This is a genomic window from Pseudomonas sp. 1912-s (assembly GCF_029269205.1).
Taxonomy (GTDB): domain Bacteria; phylum Pseudomonadota; class Gammaproteobacteria; order Pseudomonadales; family Pseudomonadaceae; genus Aquipseudomonas.
Genome location: NZ_JARIXR010000007.1, coordinates 144604 through 169102, shown reverse-complemented (window position 1 = coordinate 169102; position 24499 = coordinate 144604). Strand labels below are relative to the sequence as shown.

Here is a 24499-nt window from a genome sequence, read left to right as displayed (position 1 = left end):
CAAACGAAAACGGCGGTTACCGAGGTTACCGCCGTTCAGGCAGCAGCAGATAGAGGGGCGAGTGCTTGTCAGTCCAGGTTTGGTGTGATTTCGATACGAGTAGGCGCAGAAGGATCTATCTCATAACCGTCGCTATCAATTTCATTGCTGCTTCGTAGGGTGATTGTTCTTGACGCTTTTACATTCAGGTCGGTAATAGGATCAAGTTCACCATTGTTTTCGTCGAGTTTGGTCAGTAGGAAATCGGATTTTGCGGTGACAGTGGTTACATCACCTGCAGGGTCATAATTGATGTAGTAGTGCGGATCACGTCCGCTGGCAAAAATGGGGCCTTTGAATCGGGATGTTTGAAATTCATCCGGGGCTGCGCCCAGCAACCATTGATTGGAAACTTCAGAAATTTTTGCCCTGAGCGCAGGATCAGGAATGACCTTTTCAAACTTCTCGATGTTTTGTTGTATGACGGCATCCAGCTCGGCGTTTGACAGTTTTTTGCCTTGTTCAAGTTCCAGAGCCTGTACCTGTTTGCCAATGTCAATTTCCAGCTGGATACCGTCCGGTGTTTGTAGGGTGAACTTGCTGCGATTGATATCTTTAATAAACTGCTCACTGTAATCACTCGTACCGAACGTCGAGGCAGTGGCGGTTGGGTGCGTCGTGGCCTTGGCCGGATCCTCCTCGGCTGTCCAGGAAATCTGCGGGATGCTCTGACCTTTGTCGTCCACCGCAATGCCGTATTTGTACTCGTTTGCGTCAAGGTTCAAATACGGGTCAAATTTTTCAGCCCCCTTCATTTTTGAGCCATTTACCTCTATAAACTGATCGGCAATCGTCAGTTGAGGTCTGGGTTCCGGGCTTGGCGGAGAACTTTTGCGTTGCCATGGCCATCCACCTTCCATCCCTCTTCTTTTCCATAACCCATTTTTATCCGCTGCTGCCAATATACCGGTACTCACCAACGTTGATGGGTCATTCGGGTCTTGTACGAGCAACAGGTAACTTAACCCGTCCGCATCGTCAGGCTTATCAGCGACGAAGTATTTTTCGCCCCTGAATTCTATCTCGCGCATTCCCGGAAAGGAGGGCTTGGCCGTGGGTTCTACTGGAGGCACTTTTCCTGTTGTAACGGGGGCGGGTTCAACTTTCTCCGAAGTCTCAGGTCTTCGCACCAAGCCAAATCCTTTTGCCTCCTCGTTATATCTCCAGTTGTAATGTGGGGTTGTGGGAGACTCAAACGGTATGCGTTCTACCATCGAGGGGGCCAGTTCGTGCGCCAGCTGCAGGCCTGATATCACCGCAGCCGCATTGCCGCCAACGCGATCATCGGCTGTCATGCCATAAATAGAGTCATGGACGCCGAAGTAAATATTGCCCGCGTTGCCGAGGATGGGGAAGTAACCGAAGGTGCGCCCCCACAATTCTTTCGCGGCTTTCCAGGTTTGCTGCGATGAACCAAACACTTCGGTCTGGTCGGACCATACCGCGTTGCTGGCGTTAATCTCTTGGTATTTGGCGGCAAGAGTGGTGTCCAGGTCTCCGTATTTCAACCGATAAGCACCCCCGCGTGCTTCCGTATAGTTAAATGTTTCCTGCACGGGCACCCCTTTGTCTTTGAGGAGGTTTTGATAGCCCGGGTAGGAGGCAAAGTTTCCGGCAATAAGGTTGTCGAGCACATCCCCCGCTTTTGGCCAGTGAGCATCTTTTCCGCCCTGCCTGTCGCGGGCATTAAAACTTTGCAGTAAGTCACTTCGGTTGTTTTTGGCCCAGTCGGAAAAATCCTTATCACCCTTTATTTCACGGACTGTGCCGTTCTTCAAATCGATCATCAATCCCTTATCGGGCCTGTGCTTATAGTGACCGTCAAAAGGGGTGTAAGGAATGAACGCATACCCGGCCAGTGGGTAGCCATAGATGTTGGGGATAATAACTTGTCCATTCTTATCCAGTGTACGCCTGGTGGCCTCTTGACCTTCATTGCTTAGTTTTTCGAAAGTATCTTTATCACTCACCAGGCTTTGCAAGGTTCCCCGTACAACATACGCGTCTGCCTTCCCCGAGCGTTTCGCCAATGGGCCCGACTCGTCCCGCATGGGTTTGGCTATCTCATCTTTCCAATGACCCTGAAGTTGCGCGCCTAATGACTCCAGAATGTTGATCTTGGTCCGGTCTTCAGGCTCGATTTCCATCTCTTGGAAGTTGAGCAGGCCGCCTCCCGGTGGCCTTTCGTGCTTAAGGGCTCCGGCTGCAATTTCCCATGCAAAATAGGTGCGTTTTTCCGTATTGGTCCGTACTTCCGGCTTCCATTTTCCTACATAGGTATTGAACGTCACCGTGATTTTTTCATGGGGGTCGTATCCGGCAGCCAACAGCCCACCACTAAAGTAACCGGCAGGATCAAAGAACTGGCGAGCTTGCAGGAACCTGCTAGTGCTTGTGCTTTCGTTACTGCCTTCTATGTTCTTGATCTGCGTTACTACGCGATTCGCGTAGTCATCAATGCGCTGCTTTCGCTCTTGCTGCGTAAGATTCTGCGAGGGCGGAGGAACGGTGAACGAGCCATAAATGACGCTCTTGGCGATGTCTAATTCATGATTCGGTGCAAGGTGTGCAATGGGCTTTTGTTCGGGAGCGTTTTTTTTGCTCACCTCTCCAGGAAGTCCATTTTTGGGAGAGGGCGAATAGTCCATGTTTTGTAGATGACGACTGTGCTCCTGGTGCGGCTGAATATTCAATTCGGAAGGATAGGTTGTTACTAAAGGCAGGCTCGGGGAAGACGGACGCATACTCATTATCACCTCGCGTTATGGGTGTAGCTCATCAGGTTGATTATTTGATGTGACGCAATAGTATTCCGTCCGCGCGCTGTTCTATTACGCCATCTCAGTCGTTCTGCTTTCAGCGGGTTAACGTTTAAAAAATGGAATTTTTATTATCGGGTATGCACCGCTCATCTGCCTGGCCGGGCCATAACAAACGTTATGGCGGACTTCTCTGGGACAGTGTGGCTGCCTAGTTGCAGCAAGGTCATGGATGAATTATTTATAATTGGGTGGTTATTGGCAGGCGCGCGGTTCCTTTTTGCGCCTATTCCATTCGCGAGAATTAGTTTCATAAGCGGCCGTCTGCCGTTTTCGAGAAAAGGCTGATGCTCAGACACACGGAAACGACGCGTAGGACAGCAGGCTGAAGTGAGAATCGGGTGTTGGAGATGATGTGATGGTGACGCCGCGTAAAAAAACGGCGCTGGCCTTGGAAGGCAGCGCCGTTTTTACAGGACTACAAAGCTTACTGAAGGACTTCAATCACCCCATCGGCGCTCATGCTCACCTGACTGGTGCCGGCTTCGACTTCCGGCGTCGGCGCCGAATCCATCGCTGCGGCCTTCATCATCATCCCACCGCGGGCGTAGGGCTGTGGATAACCGTTGGTGTTGAAGTTCAGGTTGACGATTTTGTAGCCCTTGCCGCCCAGCGCGTCGGTGGCCAGTTGTGCACGGGCCTTGAACGCGGTGACCGCTTCTTTAAGCAAGGCATCTTCGCTGGCCTTGCGTGTCGGGTTGGCGATGGCGAAATCCATGCTGTCCATTTTCAGGTTGGTCAGCATGTCGCCGGTGAGCTTGGACAGTGCGGCGAAGTCCGCACTTTCCATGCGCAGTTCGGCGCGTTCACGCCAGCCGGTGATCTTCTGGTTCTTGTTGTCGTAGATCGGGTAGCTGTTGCGGCTGCCCTGGCGCAGGGTCACGCCTTTGACTTCGCGGGCCTGGGCCAGCGCCTTGTTCATGGTGGTGGTGATTTCGGCGGCCAGCTTGGCCGGGTCGGTGTTCTGCGACTCGGTGTAGAGGGTGACGATCATCTGGTCGCGCGCCACTTCCTGGCTGACTTCGGCACGCAGGGAAATCTGGTTGTAATGCAGTTCATCGGCAGCCATCGCCGGCAGGCTGGCGAGGGTAGCGGCGCCGAGGGTGAGGGTGGCTGCACTGCGAATGAAACGTGACATGGAAGCTCCTTGAGATGTTCGTGTTCGGTAAGACTGTAGACGCAAGGTTTCAGTTCTTCGGGTTTACACATTCGCTACAAGTTACCGGATGCCGACGAACGGTTGTGTTCCTGACCCCTGCGTCAAAGAGCCACACACGCCGTGCCAGCGCTGTCGCTTCGTTTATACTCCGTGCGATCCGCCTGCAGCGCTCATCGGGAGAGCTCATGCTCGCCGCCGTAAAACTGACTTCCGCCACCCGCCAGAACCTTTGGCGCCTGACGTTCATCCGCACCCTGGTGCTGGCCGCACAGGCCGGTTCGGTGGGGCTTGCCTATTGGTTCAACCTGCTGCCGCTGCCGTGGTTGCAACTGGCGGTCACCCTCGGGTTTTCCACCGTGCTGTGCGCGTTTACTGCCATCCGCCTGCGCACCACGTGGCCGGTGACTGAACTGGAATACGCGCTGCAACTGGCCTGCGACCTGTTTATCCACAGTGTGTTGCTGTACTTCTCCGGTGGTTCCACCAACCCCTTCGTTTCCTATTATTTGGTGCCATTGACCATCGCTGCGGTGACCTTGCCGTGGCGCTATTCGGTGGTGCTGTCGGGCATCGCCCTGGCCCTGTACACCCTGCTGCTGGCGCAGTTCTACCCGCTGCAAACTTTCCCCATCGCCCGGGAAAACCTGCAGATCTACGGCATGTGGTTGAGTTTCGCCCTGTCGGCGGCGGTCATCACGTTCTTTGCCGCGCGCATGGCGGAGGAGCTGCGCCGTCAGGAAGAGCTGCGCGCCATTCGCCGTGAAGAAGGCCTGCGCGATCAGCAGTTGCTGGCCGTCGCGACCCAGGCCGCCGGCGCGGCCCACGAGTTGGGCACGCCGCTGGCAACCATGAGCGTGCTGCTCAAGGAAATGACCCAGGACCATCACGACCCGGCCCTGCAAGATGACCTCGGTGTGCTGCAGGAACAGGTCAAGCAGTGCAAGTTGACGTTGCAGCAACTGGTGCGCGCCGCCGAAGCCAATCGCCGCCTGGCGGTGGAGATGCAGGACGTCACCCAGTGGCTGGACGAAGCCCTGAACCGCTGGCACCTGATGCGTCCCGAAGCCAGTTACCGTTTCCACCTGCTGGGCCAGGGCGCAGTGCCGCGCATGGCGCCGCCGCCGGACCTGACCCAGGCGCTGCTGAACCTGCTGAACAACGCCGCCGATGCGTGCCCGGAAGGGTTGGAAGTGACCCTGAACTGGGACGCGGAAGACCTCACCATCAGTATTCGCGACCACGGCGCCGGTGTGCCGCTGGCGATTGCCGAGCAGATCGGCAAGCCATTCTTTACCACCAAGGGCAAAGGCTTCGGCCTGGGCCTGTTTTTGAGCAAGGCCAGCGTGACCCGCGCGGGCGGCTCAGTGAAACTCTATAGTCATGAGGAAGGCGGCACGCTCACCGAGCTGCGCCTGCCCCGTGTCGCACGAGGAGACATCGATGAGTGACGAGATCCAAGTCGAAGGCGAAGAACTGCCGCACCTGCTGCTGGTAGATGACGACGCCACCTTTACCCGCGTGATGGCCCGCGCCATGAGCCGTCGTGGCTTTCGTGTCAGCACCGCAGGTTCCGCCGAGGAAGGCCTGGCCATCGCCACCGCCGACCTGCCGGAATACGCCGCCCTGGACCTGAAAATGGATGGTGACTCCGGCCTGGTGCTGCTGCCCAAGCTGCTGGAGCTGGACCCGGAAATGCGCGTGGTGATCCTCACCGGCTATTCCAGCATTGCCACCGCTGTGGAGGCCATCAAGCGCGGCGCCTGCAACTACCTGTGCAAGCCGGCAGACGCTGACGACGTGCTGGCCGCCTTGCTCTCCGAGCACGCCGACCTCGACACCCTGGTGCCGGAAAACCCGATGTCGGTGGACCGCCTGCAGTGGGAGCACATCCAGCGGGTGTTGACCGAGCACGAAGGCAATATCTCCGCCACCGCCCGTGCTCTGGGCATGCATCGCCGGACGTTGCAGCGCAAGCTGCAGAAGCGCCCGGTACGACGTTGAACGGCGACTGAACAATCTGCTTCAGGCTGCACGGAGCCCCGGATCGATCGGCTATGATCGGTCCGACGCCTGTTCTTTATTTCCTACCGAGCCTGAACAATGAATCAGAACGCTGAGTATTCCGCGGTCAATGACGCGGTGCGTGGGCAATTTTTAAGGAAAGTCTGGGCGCTGATCACCCCTTACTGGCGCAGTGAGGAGAAGGGCAAGGCCTGGCTGTTGTTGCTGGTGGTGCTGGGGCTGTCGCTGTTCAGTGTGGCGGTGTCGGTGTGGTTCAACAGCTGGAACCGTGACTTCTACAACGCCCTGGAAAAAAAGGACTACGACGCCTTCACCCATTTGCTGATGTACTTCAGCGTGATCGCCGTGGTGGCGATCGTCACCGGGGTGTTCACGTCTTATTTGCAGCAAATGCTCACCATCCGCTGGCGGCGCTGGCTGACCGAAACCTACTTCGCCAAGTGGCTGAGCCAGAAGAACTACTACCACCTGGAATACGGCGGCTACACCGATAACCCCGACCAGCGTATCTCCGAAGACCTCAACGCCTTCACCAGCAGCACCCTGAGCCTGGGCCTGGGTTTTATCAGTAACCTGGTCAGCCTGGTGTCGTTCTCGGTGATTTTGTGGGGCGTGTCCGGCAGCATTGAAGTGTGGGGCATTACGATTCCCGGCTACATGTTCTGGGCGGCGCTGGTGTATGCCGTGCTGGGCAGTTGGTTGACCCACTTGATTGGTCGAAAACTGATCGGCTTGAGCAACCGCCAACAACGGTTTGAGGCCGACTTGCGTTTCAGCCTGGTGCGGGTGCGCGAGAACGCCGAAAGCATCGCGCTGTTCAATGGCGAGCCGAATGAACACCAACAGCTGAGTGCACGTTTCGGGCGGGTGTGGAGCAACTTCTGGAGCATCATGCAGCTCAAGAAGCGCCTGAATTTCTTCACCAGCGGTTACTCGCAGATTGCGATCATCTTTCCGTTTGTGGTGGCCGCGCCGCGCTACTTTTCCGGGCAGATAGAGCTGGGTGTGCTGATGCAGGTGGCCAGTGCCTTTGGCAGCGTGCAGGGCAGCCTGAGCTGGTTTGTCGACGCATATACCGTGTTGGCCAGCTGGCGCGCGACCTGTGATCGTCTGCTGAGTTTTGGCGAGGCGATGGAAGAAAACGAAGGCCGCAACATGGGCATTGAGTTGCAGCGTCAGGGCGGCAATTTGCAGATGAACAACCTCAGTCTGGACCTGGCCGATGGTCGTCACCTGCTCGACGGCGCCAACCTGACCGTCGCCGAGGGGGAGCGCCTGATGCTCAGCGGTCGCTCCGGCAGCGGTAAATCTACCTTGCTGCGGGCCATGGGTAATCTGTGGCCAAACGGTCACGGCAACATTCGCTTGCCGGCCGAGCGTTACCTGTTCCTGCCGCAGAAGCCGTATCTGCCGATTGGCACCTTGCGCGGCGTGTTGAGTTATCCACAGGAGGAGGGCGCCTACCCGGCGGAACGTTATGCACAGGTGCTGGAAACCTGCCGCCTGGCGCATCTGATTCCGCGGTTGGATGAAGCCAATCACTGGCAGCGCATGTTGTCACCGGGTGAGCAGCAGCGTCTGGCGTTTGCTCGCGCATTGCTGTTTGCGCCGCAATGGCTGTATATGGATGAAGCTACGTCGGCGATGGACGAGGAGGACGAGGCGGCGCTGTATCAGGCGTTGATCGATGAGTTGCCGGGGTTGAGCATCGTCAGCGTCGGGCACCGCAGCAGCCTCAAGCGCTTCCATGGGCGGCATGTGCGGATCGAGAACGGGCAGTTGGCGGAGCAGGTGCTGGTTTGAGACTTTGGGGCATATCCGTTTTTTCGGTAACGGCTACTTGTGGTTCCGCTCTTACAGCGGGTCACTTTTGAAAAGCGCAAAAGTAACCAAAACGCTCTGCCCCGCCTGTCGGCGCCTCGCCTAGGCTCGGCGTTCCCTCACTCCGGCATTGCTCCGCGGGCCGCCGCGACGGGGCGTCCCTGCCCCGTCGCGGCTAAACCGGCGTCCTGCCGGTTTACCCGCTCCTCAATCCCTGCGTTCGGCCTCGGGCTTATTGGGGCAGTCAGATCAAGATCAAAAGCAAGAGCACAGCGGCCTACAGGCCGGCTTGAGTGGTAGAAGCCAGATCAAAAGCGAAAGCCAAAGCGAAAACCAAATCTGAAACGGATGCAGCTCTGCTTTTCTGTGGGAGCTGGCTTGCCTGCGATGCAGACACCTCGGTTTTTCAGGTACATCCAGTTGATGCCATCGCAGGCAAGCCAGCTCCCACATTTGACCGTGCCCGCTCTGGCTTTTGATTTTGATTTTGCCTTTGCTTCACACCACTCAAGCCGGCCTGTAGGCCGCTGTGCTGTTGATCTGCTTTTGATCTTGATCTTAGGCGCCCCGTTAAACCACGCTGGCCGAACGCAGGTAGTACGGAGCGGGTAAACCGGCAGGACGCCGGTTTAGCCGCGACGGGGCAGGGACGCCCCGTCGCGGCGGCCCGCGGAGTAGTACCGGAGTGAGGGCACACCGAGCCTGAGCGAGGTGCCGAGTGGTGGGGCAAGAGCGTTTTGCTTACTTTTGCGCTGTTCAAAAGTGAGCCGCCGTAAGGGCGGAACCCATAGCAGCCCCGACCGCAGCAACGGATATGTACTCACTCCATCCAACGAAGCCAAACAAAAAAAGCCCGGCTGATCATCGATCAGCCGGGCTTTTTCATGTCGCTTGAAAACGTATTACTTCTTCAAGCCGTAATGCTCATCCAGCATCCCCGGGGCGTTTGGCGTTTTTGGCGCGTAGTCCCGTGGCGGTTCCTGGTTTTCCCGGGGTGGGGTCAGGCGTTCCCGTGGCGCTTGCGGGGCATCGGAATGCAGCGCGGCCAGCAGACGCTGGCGGGTGATGTCGTCCAGGGCCAGGCGGTTGGCACCCTCGGCGAGATGATCCTGTACTTCCTGGTAGCTCTGAGTGAGCTTTTTCACCAGGGTCGCGGTGCTGTTGAAGTGGGTAACAACCTCGTTCTGATAACTGTCAAAACGTTCCTGAATGTCATCCAGCTGACGCTGCGTGCGGTTAGGCGCGGCATTCGGCAGCAGGCGGGCAACCAGGAATCCAATGGCGACACCGGCAACCAAGGCGAGAGTCGGCAACAACCAAACTAAGAGCGAGTGTTCCACGAGTCCTTCCTCTATAAACGGCTTTGCTTTACGTTAACGGCTCGGACCTGCGCTGTATACCGCGATTAAGCTCGCAATGATGCCATGCACAGACTTTTAGCTAGACGAGTCGACCCCTTGAGAGGTCACGGAGTTCCTTCCTTGCTGATGCGTGAAACCCCCGTTTTGATCGATGGCCCGGTAGGCCAACTGGAAGCCCTGTATCTGGATCACCCCGAGCCACGTGGCCTGGCGCTGATCTGCCACCCTAACCCGGTGCAGGGCGGCACCATGCTCAACAAAGTCGTATCGACCCTGCAACGCACTGCGCGCGATGCCGGCTTGATCACATTGCGATTCAATTATCGCGGTGTCGGCGCCAGCGCCGGTACGCACGATATGGGCACCGGTGAAGTCGACGACGCCGAAGCCGCCGCCACCTGGCTGCGTGAAAAGCATCCCGACCTGCCGATCACCCTGCTGGGGTTTTCCTTCGGCGGGTTTGTGGCAGGCACCCTCGGCGGCCGCCTGGAAGCCAAGGGCGAAAAACTCGCCCACCTGTTCATGGTGGCCGCGGCGGTGATGCGCCTGCGAGATAACGACGTGTTGCCGCAGGGCTGCCCATTGACCGTGATCCAGCCGGAAACCGACGAAGTGGTCGACCCGCAGCTGGTCTACGACTGGTCCGCCGCCCTGAATCGTCCCCATACGCTTCTGAAAGTGGCAGAATGCGGACACTTTTTTCATGGCAAGCTGACCGATCTCAAGGATCTTGTGCTGCCACGTCTTTCGAATTGATGACAAGCGATCACCCATGACGACCCGTACCCGCATCCTCACTGGCATCACCACTACCGGCACGCCGCACCTGGGCAACTACGCCGGCGCGATTCGCCCGGCGATCCTTGCCAGCCAGGACGCCAATGCCGACTCCTTCTACTTCCTGGCCGACTACCACGCCCTGATCAAGTGCGATGACCCGCAGCGCATCCAGCGCTCGCGCATGGAAATCGCTGCGACCTGGCTGGCCGGTGGCCTGGATGTGAACCGCGTGACGTTCTATCGCCAGTCCGACATCCCGGAAATCCCCGAGCTGACCTGGTTGCTGACCTGCGTGGCGGCCAAGGGCCTGCTCAACCGTGCGCACGCCTACAAGGCCTCGGTGGACAAGAACCTGGAAAACGGCGAAGACCCGGATGCGGGCATCACCATGGGCCTGTACAGCTACCCGGTGCTGATGGCGGCGGACATCCTGATGTTCAACGCCCATAAGGTGCCGGTCGGTCGTGACCAGATCCAGCACGTGGAAATGGCCCGGGACATCGGCCAGCGCTTTAACCACCTGTTCGGCAATGGCAAGGAATTCTTCACCATGCCCGAGGCGCTGATCGAAGAAAGCGTCGCCACCTTGCCGGGCCTGGATGGCCGCAAGATGTCGAAGAGCTACGACAACACCATCCCGTTGTTCACCAGCGCCAAGGACATGAAGGACGCGATCTCGCGCATCGTCACCGACTCCCGCGCGCCGGGCGAAGCGAAAGATCCGGACAACTCCCACCTGTTCACCCTGTACCAGGCATTTGCCACCAAGGCCCAGGAAGAAGAATTCCGCGGCGAACTGCTGCAAGGCCTGGGCTGGGGCGAGGCGAAGAACCGTCTGTTCCAATTGCTGGACGGCCAACTGGGTGAGGCGCGTGAGCGTTACCACCAACTGATGTCGCGCCCGTCGGACATGGAAGACCTGCTGCTGATCGGCGCCCACAAGGCCCGTGCCGTGGCGGCACCGTTCCTGGCCGAGCTGCGTGAAGCGGTGGGCTTGCGTTCGTTCGTCAACCCGGTCGCCGTTGCCGCCACCACCAGGAAGAAGGCTGCGAAAGCCGCGCGTTTTGTCAGCTTCCGCGAAGACGACGGCAGCTTCCGCTTCCGTTTGCTGGCGGCCGAAGGCGAGCAACTGCTGCTGTCGCGCAACTTTGCCGACGGTAAAACCGCCGGCGCGGTGACCAAGCAGCTGCAGTCGGGTCAGGCGTTGGATGTACGCAGTGAAGCCTCGAGCTTCAGCGTGTGGCTGGACGGTGAAGTCGTCGCCGATAGCCCGGCGTTCGCCGACAGCGTCTCGCGGGATGCGGCGATTGAAGCCTTGCGCGTTGCGTTGACCCCACTCGAGGATTGACCCGACCAAGGGTTGATTGCCATTCTTCAGGGCCGTCGTTACAGTGGCGGCCCGTTTTTGTTGCCTTGCTAACGAATTATGACGCCCCTAGAACGATATCAAGCTGATCTGAAACGCCCGGAATTCTTCCATGACGCTGCCCAGGAAACTGCGGTGCGCCATTTGCAGCGCCTGTACGACGATCTGGTCCAGGCCTCGCAGAACAAGCCGGGCATGTTCAGCAAGTTGTTTGGCAAGAAAGACCACACGCCGGTCAAGGGCCTGTACTTCTGGGGTGGTGTTGGCCGGGGCAAGACTTACCTGGTCGATACCTTCTTTGAAGCGCTGCCGTTCAAGGAAAAGGTCCGTACTCACTTTCACCGCTTCATGAAGCGCGTGCACGAAGAGATGAAGACCCTGCCGGGCGAGAAGAACCCGCTGACCATCATCGCCAAGCGCTTCTCGGAAGAAGCCCGGGTGATCTGTTTCGATGAGTTCTTCGTGTCCGACATCACCGACGCGATGATTCTCGGCACCCTGATGGAAGAGCTGTTCAAGAACGGCGTGACCCTGGTCGCCACCTCGAACATCGTGCCCGATGGCCTGTACAAGGACGGCCTGCAACGCGCGCGCTTCCTGCCGGCCATTGCCCTGATCAAGCAGAACACCGACATCGTCAACGTCGACAGCGGCGTCGACTACCGCCTGCGTCACCTTGAGCAAGCCGAACTGTTCCACTACCCGCTCAACGAAGTGGCCCAGGAAAGCCTGCGCAAAAGCTTCCGCGCACTGACGCCGGAATGCACCCAGGCGATCGAAAACGACAAGTTGATCATCGAAAACCGCGAAATCATTGCGTTGCGCACCTGCGATGACGTGGCCTGGTTCGAATTCCGCGAACTGTGCGACGGCCCCCGCAGCCAGAACGACTACATCGAACTGGGCAAGATCTTCCACGCGGTGATCCTGAGCGGCGTCGAGCAGATGAGCGTCACCACCGACGACATCGCGCGGCGCTTTATCAACATGGTCGACGAATTCTACGACCGTAACGTCAAGCTGATCATCTCGGCGGAAGTCGAGCTCAAGGATCTCTACACCGGCGGTCGCTTGAACTTCGAATTCCAACGGACCTTGAGCCGCTTGCTGGAAATGCAGTCCCACGAGTTCCTGTCGCGGGCGCACAAGCCGTAAGCGATGTGCTCGAAATGAAAAAGGCCCGCAGCGATGCGGGCCTTTTTTTTACGCCGCCTGCTGGAATTGCTGGCGGTACTGGTTGGGTGACAACTCGGTGTGTTGCCGGAACAGCCGCGCAAAGAAGCTCGCGTCGTCGTAACCCACCTCGTAACTGATGGTCTTGATGCTTTTGCGACTGCCGGACAGCAAGCCCTTGGCCGTCTCGATGCGCAGGCGTTGCAGGTAATGCAGCGGCTTGTCGCCGGTGGCGGTCTGGAAGCGGCGCATGAAGTTGCGGATGCTCATGCCGTGCTCCCGGGCCACGTCTTCGAAGCGGAACTTGTCGGCGAAGTGTTCTTCGAGCCAATGCTGGATTTGCAGGATGATCACGTCCTGGTGCAGCTTCTGGCCGCCAAAACCGATACGCCCCGGGGCATAGCTGCGTTGCACTTCATAAAGGATGTCGCGGGCGACCGCCTGGGCGATGTTGGCGCCACAGAAGCGCTCGATCAGGTAGATGTAGAGGTCGCAGGCCGAGGTGGTGCCGCCGGCGCAGTAGAGGTTGTCGGCGTCGGTCAGGTGCTTGTCCTGGTTCAGTTGCACCTTGGGGAAGCGTTCGCTGAAGGCGTTGAAGAAGCGCCAGTAGGTGGTCGCCTCCTTACCGTCCAGCAAGCCGGCTTCGGCAAGCCAGAACACGCCGGTGGCTTCGCCGCAGAGCACGGCGCCACGGGCGTGTTGTTCGCGCAGCCAGGGCAGTACTTGGGGGTAGCGTTGGCACAGTGAGTCGAAGTCGTCCCAGAAGGCCGGGAGCACGATGATGTCGGCGTTTTCGAGGCCTCCGTCCACCGGCATGATCACGTCGCTGAAGCTGCGCACCGATTGCCCGTCGGGGCTGACGAGGCGGGTTTCAAACGCAGGTGTGAGGCCCTGGCCCAGCTGTTTGCCGTAGCGCAGGCTGGCGAGATGGAAAAAATCCTTGGCTTGCATGAGGGTTGAAGCGAATACCCGATCAATGGCCAAAATGCTGACGCGCCGCAAGGGCGTGGAGATTTGGTTAGACATAATTTCATTTATTCTTATAGGGGAAAGTGGTCACCAGACGGCTGGATCGTCTTATTTTTTGTCGCATGTGTCCAGTGTCCCGTGACGCCTTCGCGGCTTAGGCTCTGTGATCCCGGTCTTGTCCGACAATTCACGCAGGTGACCCATGATTCCCAGAACCTTGTTCAGCTCGGAGCACGAACTCTTCCGCCAGAGCGTGCGCACCTTCCTCGAAAAAGACGCGGCGCCGTTCCACGGGCAATGGGAAAAGCAGGGCTACATTGACCGCAACCTGTGGAACAAGGCGGGGGAGGCGGGGATGCTTTGCTCGCACTTGCCGGAAGAGTACGGCGGCCTCGGGGCGGACTTTCTCTACAGCGCGGTGGTGATCGAAGAGATCAGCCGGCTGGGGCTGACCGGGATTGGTTTCTCCCTGCATTCGGACATCGTCGCGCCTTACATCCTGCATTACGGCAGTGAGGCACTGAAGCACAAATACCTGCCCAAGCTGATCTCCGGGGAGATGGTCACGGCCATCGCCATGACCGAGCCGGGTGCCGGGTCGGACCTGCAAGGGGTCAAGACCACGGCGGTGCTGGACGGTGATGAATACGTGATCAACGGCTCCAAGACGTTCATCACCAACGGCTACCTGGCGGACCTGGTGATTGTCGTCGCCAAGACCGACCCCAAGGCCGGCGCCAAGGGCACCAGCCTGTTCCTGGTGGAGGCCAACACGCCGGGCTTCGACAAGGGCAAGCGCCTGGAGAAGGTCGGGATGAAGGCCCAGGACACCTCGGAGCTGTTCTTCCAGGATGTGCGTGTACCCAAGGAGAACCTGCTGGGCCAGGCCGGGATGGGCTTTGCCTATCTGATGCAGGAGTTGCCGCAGGAGCGCCTGACGGTGGCGATTGGCGCGTTGTCTTCAGCCGAGGCGGCGTTGCAATGGACGCTGGAGTACACCCGCGACCGCAAGGCGTTCGGCAAGGCGATCATTGATTTCCAGAACACCCGTTTCAAGCTGGCGGAGATTGCTACGGAAACCCAGATTGGCCGAGTGTTTGTCGACAAGTGCATGGAGTTGCACCTGGAAGGCAAGCTCGATGTGCCCACGGCGGCGATGGCCAAATACTGGGCCACGGATTTGCAGTGCAAGGTGCTGGATGAGTGCGTGCAGTTGCACGGGGGGTACGGCTTTATGTGGGAATACCCGATTGCCCGGGCGTGGGCGGATGCGCGGGTGCAGCGGATTTATGCGGGGACGAACGAGATCATGAAGGAGATTATTGCGCGGGCGCTTTGACGGCGCAGAGAGATTCATGTGGCGAGGGGGCTTGTCCCCTCACCACAGGGTCAATCACGGCGCAGGATTCGGATGATCCTTCTGGATCGCCTCAATCCCCGCCAGCACCTCATCCGACAGTTTCAGGTCGGCGCTGGCGATGTTGCTATCCAGCTGCTCCAGGGTCGTGGCACCAATGATGTTGCTGGTCACGAACGGCTGTTGTGTCACAAACGCCAATGCCATCTGCGCCGGGTCCAGGCCGTGCTCGCGGGCCAGTGCCACATAGCGGCTGCAGGCTGCTTCCGACTGGGCGTTGAAGTAGCGGCTGAAGCGGCTGTAGAGGCTCAGGCGGCCCTTGGCCGGGCGTGCGCCACCTTCGTATTTGCCGCTGAGCATGCCGAAGGCCAGGGGCGAATAGGCCAGCAACCCACATTGTTCACGGATGGCGATTTCCGCCAGGCCCACTTCAAAGCTGCGGTTGAGCAGGTTGTAGGGGTTCTGGATCGACACCGCGCGGGTCCAGCCGCGGGCCTCGGCCAGGGCCAGGAACTTCATGGTGCCCCATGGGGTTTCGTTGGACAGGCCGATGTGGCGGATCTTGCCGGCCTTGACCTGCTCATCCAGGGCTTCGAGGGTTTCTTCCAGCGGGGTCAGGTCCTCTTCAGCCTTGTGCTTGTAGCTCAGTTGGCCGAAAAAGTTGGTGCTGCGCTCGGGCCAGTGCAACTGGTAGAGGTCGATCCAGTCGGTTTGCAGGCGCTTGAGGCTCGCGTCCAGGGCTTCGGCGATGTGTTTGCGGTTGTGCTTGAGGCTGCCATCGCGGATGTAGTCGATGGTGTTGCCGGGGCCGGCGATCTTGCTGGCGAGGATCCAGTCGGCACGGTCGCCACGGCTTTTGAAGTAATTACCGATGTAGCGCTCGGTGGTGGCGTAGGTGTCGGCCTTGGGCGGTACCGGGTACATTTCTGCGGTGTCGAGGAAGTTGATTCCCGCGGCCTTGGCCCGTTCGATCTGTGCGAAGGCCTCTGCCTCGCTGTTCTGCTCGCCCCAGGTCATGGTGCCCAAGGCTATCGCGCTCACGTTCAGATCGGTTCGGCCCAGCTGTCGATAGTCCATCGGGTACTCCTTCGGGGAAAACAATCATAAAAGCAGGTTGAAATTTTTTTGGCAATCTGCATAATTGCCCACCTCTTTCTGCAGTGGAAGTGATGCGCCGCCTGCCGAAGAATCTTGCCGTTGAACGGACGCGCCGACCCGAGCCCCCGATAGCGTCTGTATCCGGCTGCCTTTGACTTGTCAAAGTACGCACTATTCAGTAAGATCCGCCGTCTAATTTACAGGGCGGCCCCTGAGGCTATTAAAGAATGACAACTTTTACTGCAAAACCAGAAACAGTTCAGCGCGACTGGTTTGTCGTCGACGCCGCTGGTCAGACCCTGGGTCGTCTGGCCACTGAAGTCGCCAGCCGTCTGCGTGGCAAGCACAAGCCTGAGTACACCCCTCACGTTGATACCGGTGACTACATTGTCATCATCAACGCCGAGCAGGTACGTGTTACCGGCAACAAAGCGCAAGACAAAATGTACTACCGTCACTCCGGTTTCCCAGGCGGTATCAAGTCTTCGAACTTCGAAGGCCTGATCTCCAAAAAGCCTGAAGCCCCGATTGAAATCGCGGTCAAAGGTATGCTGCCGAAGGGCCCACTGGGTCGCGACATGTATCGCAAGCTGAAAGTCTATGCGGGCGCTGCTCACCCTCATGCTGCTCAGCAGCCCCAAGAACTGAAGTTTTAACGGAATAGTTCATTATGTCGGCGACTCAAAATTACGGCACTGGCCGTCGCAAAACCGCTACCGCTCGCGTTTTCCTGCGTCCGGGTACTGGTAACATCTCGATCAACAACCGCACTCTGGAAAATTTCTTCGGTCGCGAAACTGCCCGCATGGTAGTTCGTCAGCCGCTGGAATTGACCGAGACCGTTGAAAAGTTCGACATCTACGTCACCGTTATCGGTGGCGGTGTAAGTGGTCAAGCTGGCGCAATCCGCCACGGTATCACTCGCGCTCTGATGCAGTACGACGAAACCCTGCGTGGCGCTCTGCGCAAAGCTGGCTTCGTTACTCGCGATGCTCGTGAAGTTGAACGTAAGAAAGTTGGTCTGCGTAAAGCGCGTAAGCGTCCGCAGTACTCGAAGCGTTAATTCGCTTTTACGTTCCAGAAAACGCCCAGCCTCCTCACGGAGCTGGGCGTTTTTTATTGCCTGCTATTTATGTAAAAAAATCTCTGTGACAACTTGCCACATCCGTAGAGCCCCTATACTCAAAGGCTTGGAGCCAGTGCCGGGGGTAATTACCTTGTCAGACGTGGGGCTTTTCATTACCATTCGGCAAAATTTTTATAAGTTCAGATTTAACACTTAGTAGACGCCTGATTTAACAGGCCACAAAGCTGATGGGAGAGGACTGAATGAGCAATGACGGCGTGAATGCAGGCCGGCGTCGCTTCTTGGTAGCAGCCACATCCGTGGTGGGTGCTGCAGGAGCGGTGGGGGCTGCGGTCCCGTTCGTGGGGTCATGGTTTCCCAGTGCCAAGGCGAAAGCCGCAGGTGCACCGGTGAAGGTGAATGTCAGCAAGATCGATCCAGGCCAGCAAATGATTGCTGAGTGGCGCGGTCAGCCAGTGTTCATCGTTCGTCGTACCGAGGAAATCCTGGGAAATCTGAAGAAGATCGAGGGCCAACTGTCTGACCCCGACTCGAAGAATTCCGACCAACCCGCTTACGTCGATAAGGAAATTCGCTCGATCAAGCCGGAGATTCTGCTGCTGATCGGTATCTGCACCCACTTGGGTTGCTCTCCCACCTTCCGCCCGGAAGTGGCGCCCGCGGACCTGGGCAAGGACTGGGTCGGGGGCTATTTCTGCCCGTGCCACGGTTCTCACTACGACCTCGCCGGCCGCGTCTACAAGTCACAACCCGCACCACTGAACCTGCCAGTTCCGCCACATCACTATGAGACTGACAGTGTCATTGTCATTGGCGTCGACGAGGGGGAGAAAGCCTGATGAGCAAGTTCATGGATTGGGTGGATGCGCGCTTCCCCGCGACCAAAATGTGGGAAGACCACCTCAGCAAGTACTACGCACCGAAGAACTTCAACTTCTTCTATTTCTTTGGCTCCCTGGCACTTCTGGTACTGGTCAACCAGATCGTTACCGGTGTCTGGCTGACAATGAGCTACACCCCGTCGGCCGAAGAAGCCTTCGCCTCCGTCGAATACATCATGCGCGACGTCGAGTACGGCTCGATCCTGCGTCTGCTGCACTCTACCGGCGCCTCGGCGTTCTTCATCGTCGTCTACATGCACATGTTCCGTGGCCTGCTCTACGGTTCGTACCAGAAGCCCCGCGAGCTGGTGTGGGTGTTCGGCATGCTGATCTACCTGGCGCTGATGGCCGAGGCCTTCATGGGCTACCTGCTGCCGTGGGGCCAGATGTCCTACTGGGGTGCCCAGGTGATCATCTCGCTGTTCGGCGCGATCCCGGTCATCGGCAACGACCTGACCCAGTGGATTCGTGGTGACTACCTGATCTCCGGGATCACCCTGAACCGCTTCTTCGCCTTGCACGTGGTGGCCTTGCCGATCGTGATCCTGGGCCTGGTGGTGCTGCACATCCTGGCGTTGCACGAAGTGGGTTCGAACAACCCCGACGGCGTGGACATCAAGAAGCACAAGGACGAAAACGGCGTACCGCTGGACGGCATTCCGTTCCACCCGTACTACACCGTGAAAGATATCGTCGGCGTGGTGGTGTTCCTGTTCATCTTCTGCTCGATCGTGTTCTTTTTCCCGGAGATGGGCGGTTATTTCCTCGAGAAACCGAACTTCGAACAGGCGAACGCCTTCAAGACCCCGGAACACATTGCCCCGGTCTGGTACTTCACCCCGTTCTACGCGATCTTGCGTGCAATTCCCGACAAACTCATGGGCGTTATCGCCATGGGCGCGGCGATTGCGGTGCTGTTCGTGCTGCCCTGGCTCGACCGTAGCCCGGTCAAGTCCATGCGCTACAAGGGCTGGCTGAGCAAGATCTGGCTGTGGGTGTTCTGCATTGCGTTCGTGATCCTGGGTGTACTGGGCGTGTTGGCGCCGACCCCGGAGCGTACGTTGCTGTCGCAGGTCTGCACCTTCCTGTACTTCGCCTACTTCATTCTGATGCCGTTCTACACCCGGCTCGAGAAGACCAAACCGGTACCGGAAAGGGTGACTGGCTGATGAAAAAATTATTCGTTGCATTCATTCTTGCGGCCTTGCCGCTGCTGTCTTTCGCCGCTGAACACGGCCCAGAGCTGGAAAAAGTCGACATCGATGTGTCGGACAAGGCTGCGATGCAGGACGGGCTGCGCACGTTCACCAACTACTGCATGGGCTGCCACAGTGCCAAGTTCCAGCGTTACGAGCGCGTAGCCGATGACCTGGGCATCCCCCATGACGTGATGCTCAGCCACTCGGTGTTCACCGGTGCGAAGATCGGCGACCACATGACCATCGGCATGCAACCGGCCGACGCCAAGACCTGGTTCGGGGCTGCACCGCCCGACCTGACCCTGGTGGCCCGTGTGCGTGGTACCGATTGGCTCTACGGCTACCTGAAGTCCTTCTACGAAGACCCGACGCGTCCCTACGGCGTGAACAACAAAGTGTTCCCGAACGTCGGTATGCCTAACGTTCTGGTCGGCCTGCAAGGCCGTCAGGTGGTAGGATGCAAGCAAGTACAAATCGTCGAAGACGGCAAGAAGCAGTATGATCCGCTCACCGGTACGCCTTTGACTCATGAAGCGTGCGATCAGCTGACCATAGTGCCGAAGACCGGCGCGCTGAACGAAGAGCAGTTCGACGAGAAGGTCAAGAATCTGGTGACCTTCCTGGCCTACTCGGCCAACCCAGTGAAGCTGCAGCATCAGCGCATTGGTACCTATGTGTTGCTGTACCTGGCCTTCTTCTTCGTGTTCGCCTATCTGCTGAAACGCGAATACTGGAAGGATGTGCATTGATCCAACCGTAAGTAATTGCTGTTAATCTTGCGCGCCCAGCGGCATCTCTGAAGGTAAGCCTGGTTTATCCAGGCGTCACGGAGATGCTCACTGGGCGCGCTCGTTTTTGAGCTTCCGATAATTTCAACAAGCGAGGAGGACCGCCATGGGCGTGACCAATCGGTTGGCCTGTTACTCCGACCCCGCCGACCACTATTCCCACCGAGTACGCATCGTGCTCGCAGAGAAGGGTGTCAGCGCAGAGATCATTACTGTGGAGGCGGGGCGTCATCCGCCGAAGCTGATCGAAGTGAACCCTTACGGCAGCTTGCCCACCCTGGTCGATCGTGACCTGGCGTTGTGGGAGTCAACCGTGGTGATGGAATACCTGGATGAGCGTTATCCCCATCCGCCGTTGTTGCCGGTGTATCCGGTGGCGCGTGCCAACAGCCGCCTGCTGATCCATCGGATCCAGCGTGACTGGTGTGGCCTGGTGGACCTGATTCTGGATTCACGCAGTAAAGAAGCGGCCCGGGTTCAGGCGCGCAAGGAATTGCGCGAGAGCCTGACTGGTGTTTCGCCGTTATTTGCCGACAAACCTTTTTTCCTCAGCGAGGAACAAAGTCTGGTGGATTGCTGCCTATTACCCATACTCTGGCGCTTGCCGATTTTGGGCATTGAATTGCCGCGGCCTGCCAAGCCGCTGCTTGACTACATGGAGCGCCAGTTTGCGCGTGAGGCTTTCCAGGCGAGTCTGTCTGGTGTCGAACGCGATATGCGCTAAGGCTTAAGGAGCCGTTGATGAACTCCAGTCGACCTTACCTGGTCCGCGCGCTCTATGAGTGGATAGTGGACAACGATTGCACCCCGCACATGCTGGTCAATTCCGAGTTTCCTGCGGTTCAGGTACCGCAAGGTTTTGCCAGTGACGGACAAATCGTCCTGAACGTTTCACCCAGTGCCGTGCGACACCTGCACATGGACAATGAAGCGGTCAGCTTTGAAGGGCGTTTCGGCGGTGTGCCGCATACGCTGTTCGTGCCTATTGGCGCCATCCTCGGGATTTACGCCCGGGAAAACGGCCAGGGCATGGTGTTTGATCTGGAGTCGTCCCTTGAGGAAGACGAAGCGATCGAGCTCGAAGGCGAAGATGATGTACCGCCGCCGGATTCCGAGCCACCGCGTCCAAGCGGTCGGCCGAGTCTGAAAGTGGTGAAGTAACAAAACGCCGGTCCTCGGGCCGGTGTTAAAAATGCCTCGGCAATGCCGGGGCATTTTTTTGCCCGATGAAAACCCCGGCGGTTATAGATGAAAGTCATGACGTAACGGTGATCGTACAACCGCCATGGGCTATCATGCGTACTTCTGATCGCCGAGATAGATGATTCATCATGGAAAACGCCAGCGCCGCCCCTCGTCTTCCCCGCAAGCGCCGCAGCCTTGCCCAGGAATTGGTCACGGTGTTGTCCGAGCAGATCCGCGACGGCCAACTCAAACGTGGCGACAAACTGCCCACCGAGTCGGCGATCATGGACGCCCATGGGGTCAGCCGCACCGTGGTGCGTGAAGCCATCTCGCGATTGCAGGCGGCGGGGCAGGTGGAAACCCGTCACGGTATCGGCACCTTTGTGCTGGACACGCCAAGCCCCAGCGGTTTCCGCATCGACCCGGCCACCGTGGTGACGCTGCGGGATGTGCTGGCCATCCTTGAGCTGCGGATCAGCCTGGAAGTGGAGTCTGCCGGGCTCGCCGCCCAGCGTCGCAACGAGGAGCAATTGGCCGGCATGCGCGCCGCCCTCGATGCCCTGAACGAAAGCGCGGCCCACGCCGGTGATGCGGTGGCGTCGGACTTCCAGTTCCACCTGCAGATTGCCCTGTCCACCGGCAACCGCTACTTCACGGACATCATGACCCACCTGGGCACCAGCATCATTCCGCGCACGCGGCTGAACTCGGCCCGCCTGGCCCATGATGACCAGCAGCACTACATGAGTCGCCTGAGCCGTGAACACGAAGAGATCTATGAGGCGATCGCTCGCCAGGACTCGGACGCGGCACGGGCGGCCATGCGGTTGCACCTGACCAACAGCCGTGAGCGGCTGCGCCATGCCCATGAAGAGGCAGAAGCGCAGCGCGGTTAATTCCAGCCTGGAAGGCTTGAAAGCTCATTTTGGCGAGGGAGCTTGCTCCCGTTGGGCCGCGCAGCGGCCCCAAAACCATTCCCCCGAGTTCTGTCTGAAAGAACCCCGTGTTCCCGCTGGGGCTGCTTCGCAGCCCAACGGGAGCAAGCTCCCTCGCCACAGGTTAATGCACAAAACTTAACTCATGTCGTTCAGGCCGGCTGATTCGGCTTGTAGTCCTTCAGCAGCAGATACGTGCTCCACCCCCACCAGTCATTGGTCCACTGCTTGTCGTTCAGGTTGTTGACGTCCTTGCGCCGCAGCACCTTGTCGCCTTCAGCCTTGAACAGCGGTGAAAAGTTGTTCGCCGGGTTTTGCGCGGCGTTCAGGTCCGGCACGTACAACGGCGCCTTGAAGTTGGCCGGGGAGGGTGCCACGCCGCTGATAAACGTTTCGAAGATTTCGTCGGCCGAAGCCTGCACGGAACGTTTGACCATGGCCCGGTTGGCCGCGTCGTTACTGTCGAAATAACGTTTATCGCCGTAGGCGTGCCACTGATCGCCCAAAGCGTTGCGCACATTGAGCCCGAACTTGCTGTCTTCATCGTGCATGAAGCGGCTGATCAGCGAGCCCAGTTCACCCGGTGTCACCACCGCCGCCAGTTGTTTGCGCGGAACCCGCAGGTGGCCGGCAGAAAACAGGTCGGTCAAAAAATGATCAGCAAAGCTGTTCATCGCGTAGGCCAGTTCCAGCGCCTGGTCGGTGCCGGTCTGATGGGCCACGACTGCTTGTTGCAGCGCCGCTGTATGGCCCGCGAGGTAGGCCGCCAACGCCCACTCGCCGAAGTGGTCGGCATTGTCTGCCGCCAGTTTCAGGTAACGCCCCAGGGGAACCAACGCCGACACGGCACTGCCGCCGCCGGTGATGCGGTTCCATTCTTCCGACAACGTGTCACCCAACGCGTCATAGGCCTCGTGGGGTTGCTTGCCGTCCTTGATCGCCTGGTTGACCGCGTTGATCTCCTTTTGCATCACGGCCAGGATTTTGCCCGCTTCCTCCCGTGATGCCGGGAGTACCGCCAGCGAGTTGAACGCATCGGTAAAGCGCTGCACGCGATCGGCGGGCGATGTGCCTTCGTTGATGGGGCGCCCGGGAATGCCATAGAAATCGCCGCCCAGGGCGATGATTTGGCCATAGCGCAGGGCAAGGCCGTTGGGCAGGTGCAATTCGACCTGCCGGGCGGGAATCGCCGGGGCATCCTTGACGAAGCGCAACAGGGTGTCGTCGCCGATGGCGGTGTGTTCACCGCCTTCAAAACGCAGGGTGGGCGGGGTTTTTTCAGGTGCAGCGAGATCAAGACCTGACATGTTAGCTCCTTGCTATGTCGTAGGAATCTTCCTTAATAACTGTATATATATACAGCTAAAGCGAGCATAGAGGAGAAATTTCCTACGTCAAGGCAGGCGTGTACAAAATCCCGAACCGGTAGAAGGTCGATGAATTGCAGTTGACGAATATTTTTATAGTTGTACGATGACGTACGACATCAAGATAACCATCCGTAATCTCACAACAGAAAGTCTTCGCCCAGGGTGTTCGAATAATGAATCCACAAGAACTGAAGTCCATCCTCTCTCACGGTCTGCTGTCTTTCCCGGTGACCGATTTCAACGCCCAGGGTGATTTCCACCAGGCGGGCTACATCAAGCGTCTGGAATGGCTGGCCCCTTACGGCGCGACTGCCTTGTTCGCCGCTGGCGGCACCGGTGAGTTTTTCTCCCTGGCGGCCAGCGAATATTCGCAAGTGGTGAAAACCGCGGTGGATACCTGCGCCACCAGCGTGCCGATTCTTGCCGGTGTCGGCGGTGCCACTCGCCAAGCCATCGAGTACGCCCAGGAAGCCGAGCGTCTGGGCGCCAAAGGCCTGCTGCTGCTGCCGCACTACCTGACCGAAGCCAGCCAGGACGGGGTTGCCGCCCACGTTGAAGCGGTGTGCAAGTCGGTCAAGATCGGCGTCGTGGTCTACAACCGCAACGTCTGCCGCCTGACCGCGCCGCTGCTGGAACGCCTGGCCGAGCGCTGCCCGAACCTGATCGGCTACAAGGACGGTCTGGGTGATATCGAATTGATGGTGTCGATCCGCCGCCGCCTTGGTGACCGTTTCAGCTACCTGGGCGGCTTGCCGACTGCAGAGGTTTACGCCGCTGCCTACAAGGCCCTGGGCGTGCCGGTGTACTCCTCGGCGGTGTTTAACTTCATTCCGAAAACCGCGATGGATTTCTACCACGCCATTGCCCGGGAAGATCACGCCACCGTCGGCAAGATCATCGACGACTTCTTCCTGCCGTACCTCGATATCCGTAACCGCAAGGCCGGTTACGCCGTGAGCATCGTCAAGGCCGGGGCGAAAATCGTCGGCTATGACGCAGGCCCCGTGCGTACGCCGCTGACCGATCTGCTGCCGGAAGAATACGAAGCCCTGGCCGCGCTGATCGACAAGCAAGGCGCGCAATAACCCAT

22 protein-coding genes are annotated in these 24499 nt (G+C 58.5%); 16 read left to right on the top strand and 6 right to left on the bottom strand.

The window, feature by feature from the left end; translation table 11 throughout:
- Positions 1-68: 68 nt before the first annotated feature.
- A complete protein-coding gene (locus P3C29_RS11575; RefSeq protein ID WP_275964574.1) occupies positions 69-2789 on the bottom strand; it encodes a hypothetical protein in 2721 nt (906 codons plus the stop codon).
- 496 nt (positions 2790-3285) lie between these two features.
- On the bottom strand, positions 3286-3996 hold the full coding sequence (locus P3C29_RS11570; RefSeq protein ID WP_010175080.1) for an SIMPL domain-containing protein: 711 nt from the start codon (positions 3994-3996) through the stop codon (positions 3286-3288).
- Positions 3997-4202: 206 nt separating this feature from the next.
- Between P3C29_RS11570 and P3C29_RS11565 the strand changes: the two genes are divergently transcribed.
- From P3C29_RS11565 to P3C29_RS11555, 3 genes are all read left to right on the top strand, one after another.
- A complete protein-coding gene (locus P3C29_RS11565) occupies positions 4203-5465 on the top strand; it encodes an ATP-binding protein (protein ID WP_201125374.1) in 1263 nt (420 codons plus the stop codon).
- Positions 5458-6018 (top strand): response regulator transcription factor, encoded by a 561-nt coding sequence (locus tag P3C29_RS11560; protein ID WP_003216016.1) that lies wholly within the window; start codon positions 5458-5460, stop codon positions 6016-6018. The genes P3C29_RS11565 and P3C29_RS11560 overlap by 8 nt, the downstream gene beginning before the upstream one ends.
- Before the next feature lie 99 nt (positions 6019-6117).
- Positions 6118-7842 (top strand): ABC transporter ATP-binding protein/permease, encoded by a 1725-nt coding sequence (locus P3C29_RS11555; RefSeq protein WP_275964573.1) that lies wholly within the window; start codon positions 6118-6120, stop codon positions 7840-7842.
- Between the two features lie 920 nt (positions 7843-8762).
- Here the strand turns inward: P3C29_RS11555 and P3C29_RS11550 are convergent.
- The gene (locus tag P3C29_RS11550; RefSeq protein WP_010170781.1) at positions 8763-9200 is read right to left on the bottom strand and encodes a DUF1043 family protein; all 438 of its coding nucleotides are present in this window, start codon (positions 9198-9200) and stop codon (positions 8763-8765) included.
- Between the two features lie 147 nt (positions 9201-9347).
- Between P3C29_RS11550 and P3C29_RS11545 the strand changes: the two genes are divergently transcribed.
- The 3 genes from P3C29_RS11545 (at position 9348) to zapE (ending at position 12522) form a co-directional block, all read left to right on the top strand.
- A complete protein-coding gene (locus P3C29_RS11545) occupies positions 9348-9977 on the top strand; it encodes an alpha/beta fold hydrolase (RefSeq protein WP_275964572.1) in 630 nt (209 codons plus the stop codon).
- A 16-nt stretch (positions 9978-9993) separates the two neighbouring features.
- Positions 9994-11349, top strand: a complete 1356-nt coding sequence (locus tag P3C29_RS11540; protein ID WP_275964571.1) for a tryptophan--tRNA ligase — start codon at positions 9994-9996, stop codon at positions 11347-11349.
- A gap of 78 nt (positions 11350-11427) precedes the next feature.
- Positions 11428-12522 (top strand): cell division protein ZapE, encoded by a 1095-nt coding sequence (gene zapE, locus P3C29_RS11535; RefSeq protein WP_003216025.1) that lies wholly within the window; start codon positions 11428-11430, stop codon positions 12520-12522.
- 48 nt (positions 12523-12570) lie between these two features.
- On the opposite strand, the gene P3C29_RS11530 is transcribed toward zapE, so the two are convergent.
- Complete coding sequence (locus P3C29_RS11530; RefSeq protein WP_172834601.1) at positions 12571-13491, bottom strand: GlxA family transcriptional regulator; 921 nt, start codon at positions 13489-13491, stop codon at positions 12571-12573.
- A gap of 220 nt (positions 13492-13711) precedes the next feature.
- On the opposite strand from P3C29_RS11530, the gene P3C29_RS11525 reads away from it, so the two are divergent.
- Positions 13712-14848, top strand: coding sequence for an acyl-CoA dehydrogenase family protein (locus P3C29_RS11525; protein WP_010170773.1), 1137 nt, complete (start codon positions 13712-13714; stop codon positions 14846-14848).
- Between the two features lie 54 nt (positions 14849-14902).
- Here P3C29_RS11525 and P3C29_RS11520 read toward each other — a convergent pair whose 3' ends face one another.
- A complete protein-coding gene (locus P3C29_RS11520; protein WP_275964570.1) occupies positions 14903-15943 on the bottom strand; it encodes an NADP(H)-dependent aldo-keto reductase in 1041 nt (346 codons plus the stop codon).
- 248 nt (positions 15944-16191) lie between these two features.
- On the opposite strand from P3C29_RS11520, the gene rplM reads away from it, so the two are divergent.
- From rplM to P3C29_RS11480, 8 genes are all read left to right on the top strand, one after another.
- Entirely contained in the window at positions 16192-16620 is a 429-nt protein-coding gene (rplM, locus tag P3C29_RS11515) for a 50S ribosomal protein L13 (protein WP_003216032.1), read from the top strand.
- A 14-nt stretch (positions 16621-16634) separates the two neighbouring features.
- The gene (gene rpsI, locus P3C29_RS11510) at positions 16635-17027 is read left to right on the top strand and encodes a 30S ribosomal protein S9 (RefSeq protein ID WP_003216038.1); all 393 of its coding nucleotides are present in this window, start codon (positions 16635-16637) and stop codon (positions 17025-17027) included.
- A gap of 266 nt (positions 17028-17293) precedes the next feature.
- Positions 17294-17890, top strand: coding sequence for a ubiquinol-cytochrome c reductase iron-sulfur subunit (gene petA, locus P3C29_RS11505; protein WP_003216040.1), 597 nt, complete (start codon positions 17294-17296; stop codon positions 17888-17890).
- Positions 17890-19101 (top strand): cytochrome bc complex cytochrome b subunit, encoded by a 1212-nt coding sequence (locus P3C29_RS11500; protein WP_003216042.1) that lies wholly within the window; start codon positions 17890-17892, stop codon positions 19099-19101. Before petA ends, P3C29_RS11500 begins: the two co-directional genes overlap by 1 nt.
- Complete coding sequence (locus tag P3C29_RS11495; RefSeq protein ID WP_010170751.1) at positions 19101-19880, top strand: cytochrome c1; 780 nt, start codon at positions 19101-19103, stop codon at positions 19878-19880. The genes P3C29_RS11500 and P3C29_RS11495 overlap by 1 nt, the downstream gene beginning before the upstream one ends.
- 145 nt (positions 19881-20025) lie before the next feature.
- The gene (locus tag P3C29_RS11490) at positions 20026-20643 is read left to right on the top strand and encodes a glutathione S-transferase N-terminal domain-containing protein (protein WP_010170749.1); all 618 of its coding nucleotides are present in this window, start codon (positions 20026-20028) and stop codon (positions 20641-20643) included.
- Between the two features lie 17 nt (positions 20644-20660).
- Positions 20661-21080: a ClpXP protease specificity-enhancing factor gene (locus P3C29_RS11485; RefSeq protein WP_010170747.1), complete on the top strand. Its 420-nt coding sequence runs from the start codon at positions 20661-20663 to the stop codon at positions 21078-21080.
- Positions 21081-21250: 170 nt separating this feature from the next.
- Positions 21251-22000, top strand: coding sequence for a FadR/GntR family transcriptional regulator (locus P3C29_RS11480; RefSeq protein ID WP_275964569.1), 750 nt, complete (start codon positions 21251-21253; stop codon positions 21998-22000).
- Positions 22001-22191: 191 nt separating this feature from the next.
- On the opposite strand, the gene P3C29_RS11475 is transcribed toward P3C29_RS11480, so the two are convergent.
- Complete coding sequence (locus P3C29_RS11475; protein WP_201125371.1) at positions 22192-23346, bottom strand: phospholipase; 1155 nt, start codon at positions 23344-23346, stop codon at positions 22192-22194.
- Positions 23347-23582: 236 nt separating this feature from the next.
- On the opposite strand from P3C29_RS11475, the gene kdgD reads away from it, so the two are divergent.
- Entirely contained in the window at positions 23583-24494 is a 912-nt protein-coding gene (kdgD, locus tag P3C29_RS11470; protein WP_003216058.1) for a 5-dehydro-4-deoxyglucarate dehydratase, read from the top strand.
- Positions 24495-24499 lie beyond the last annotated feature (5 nt).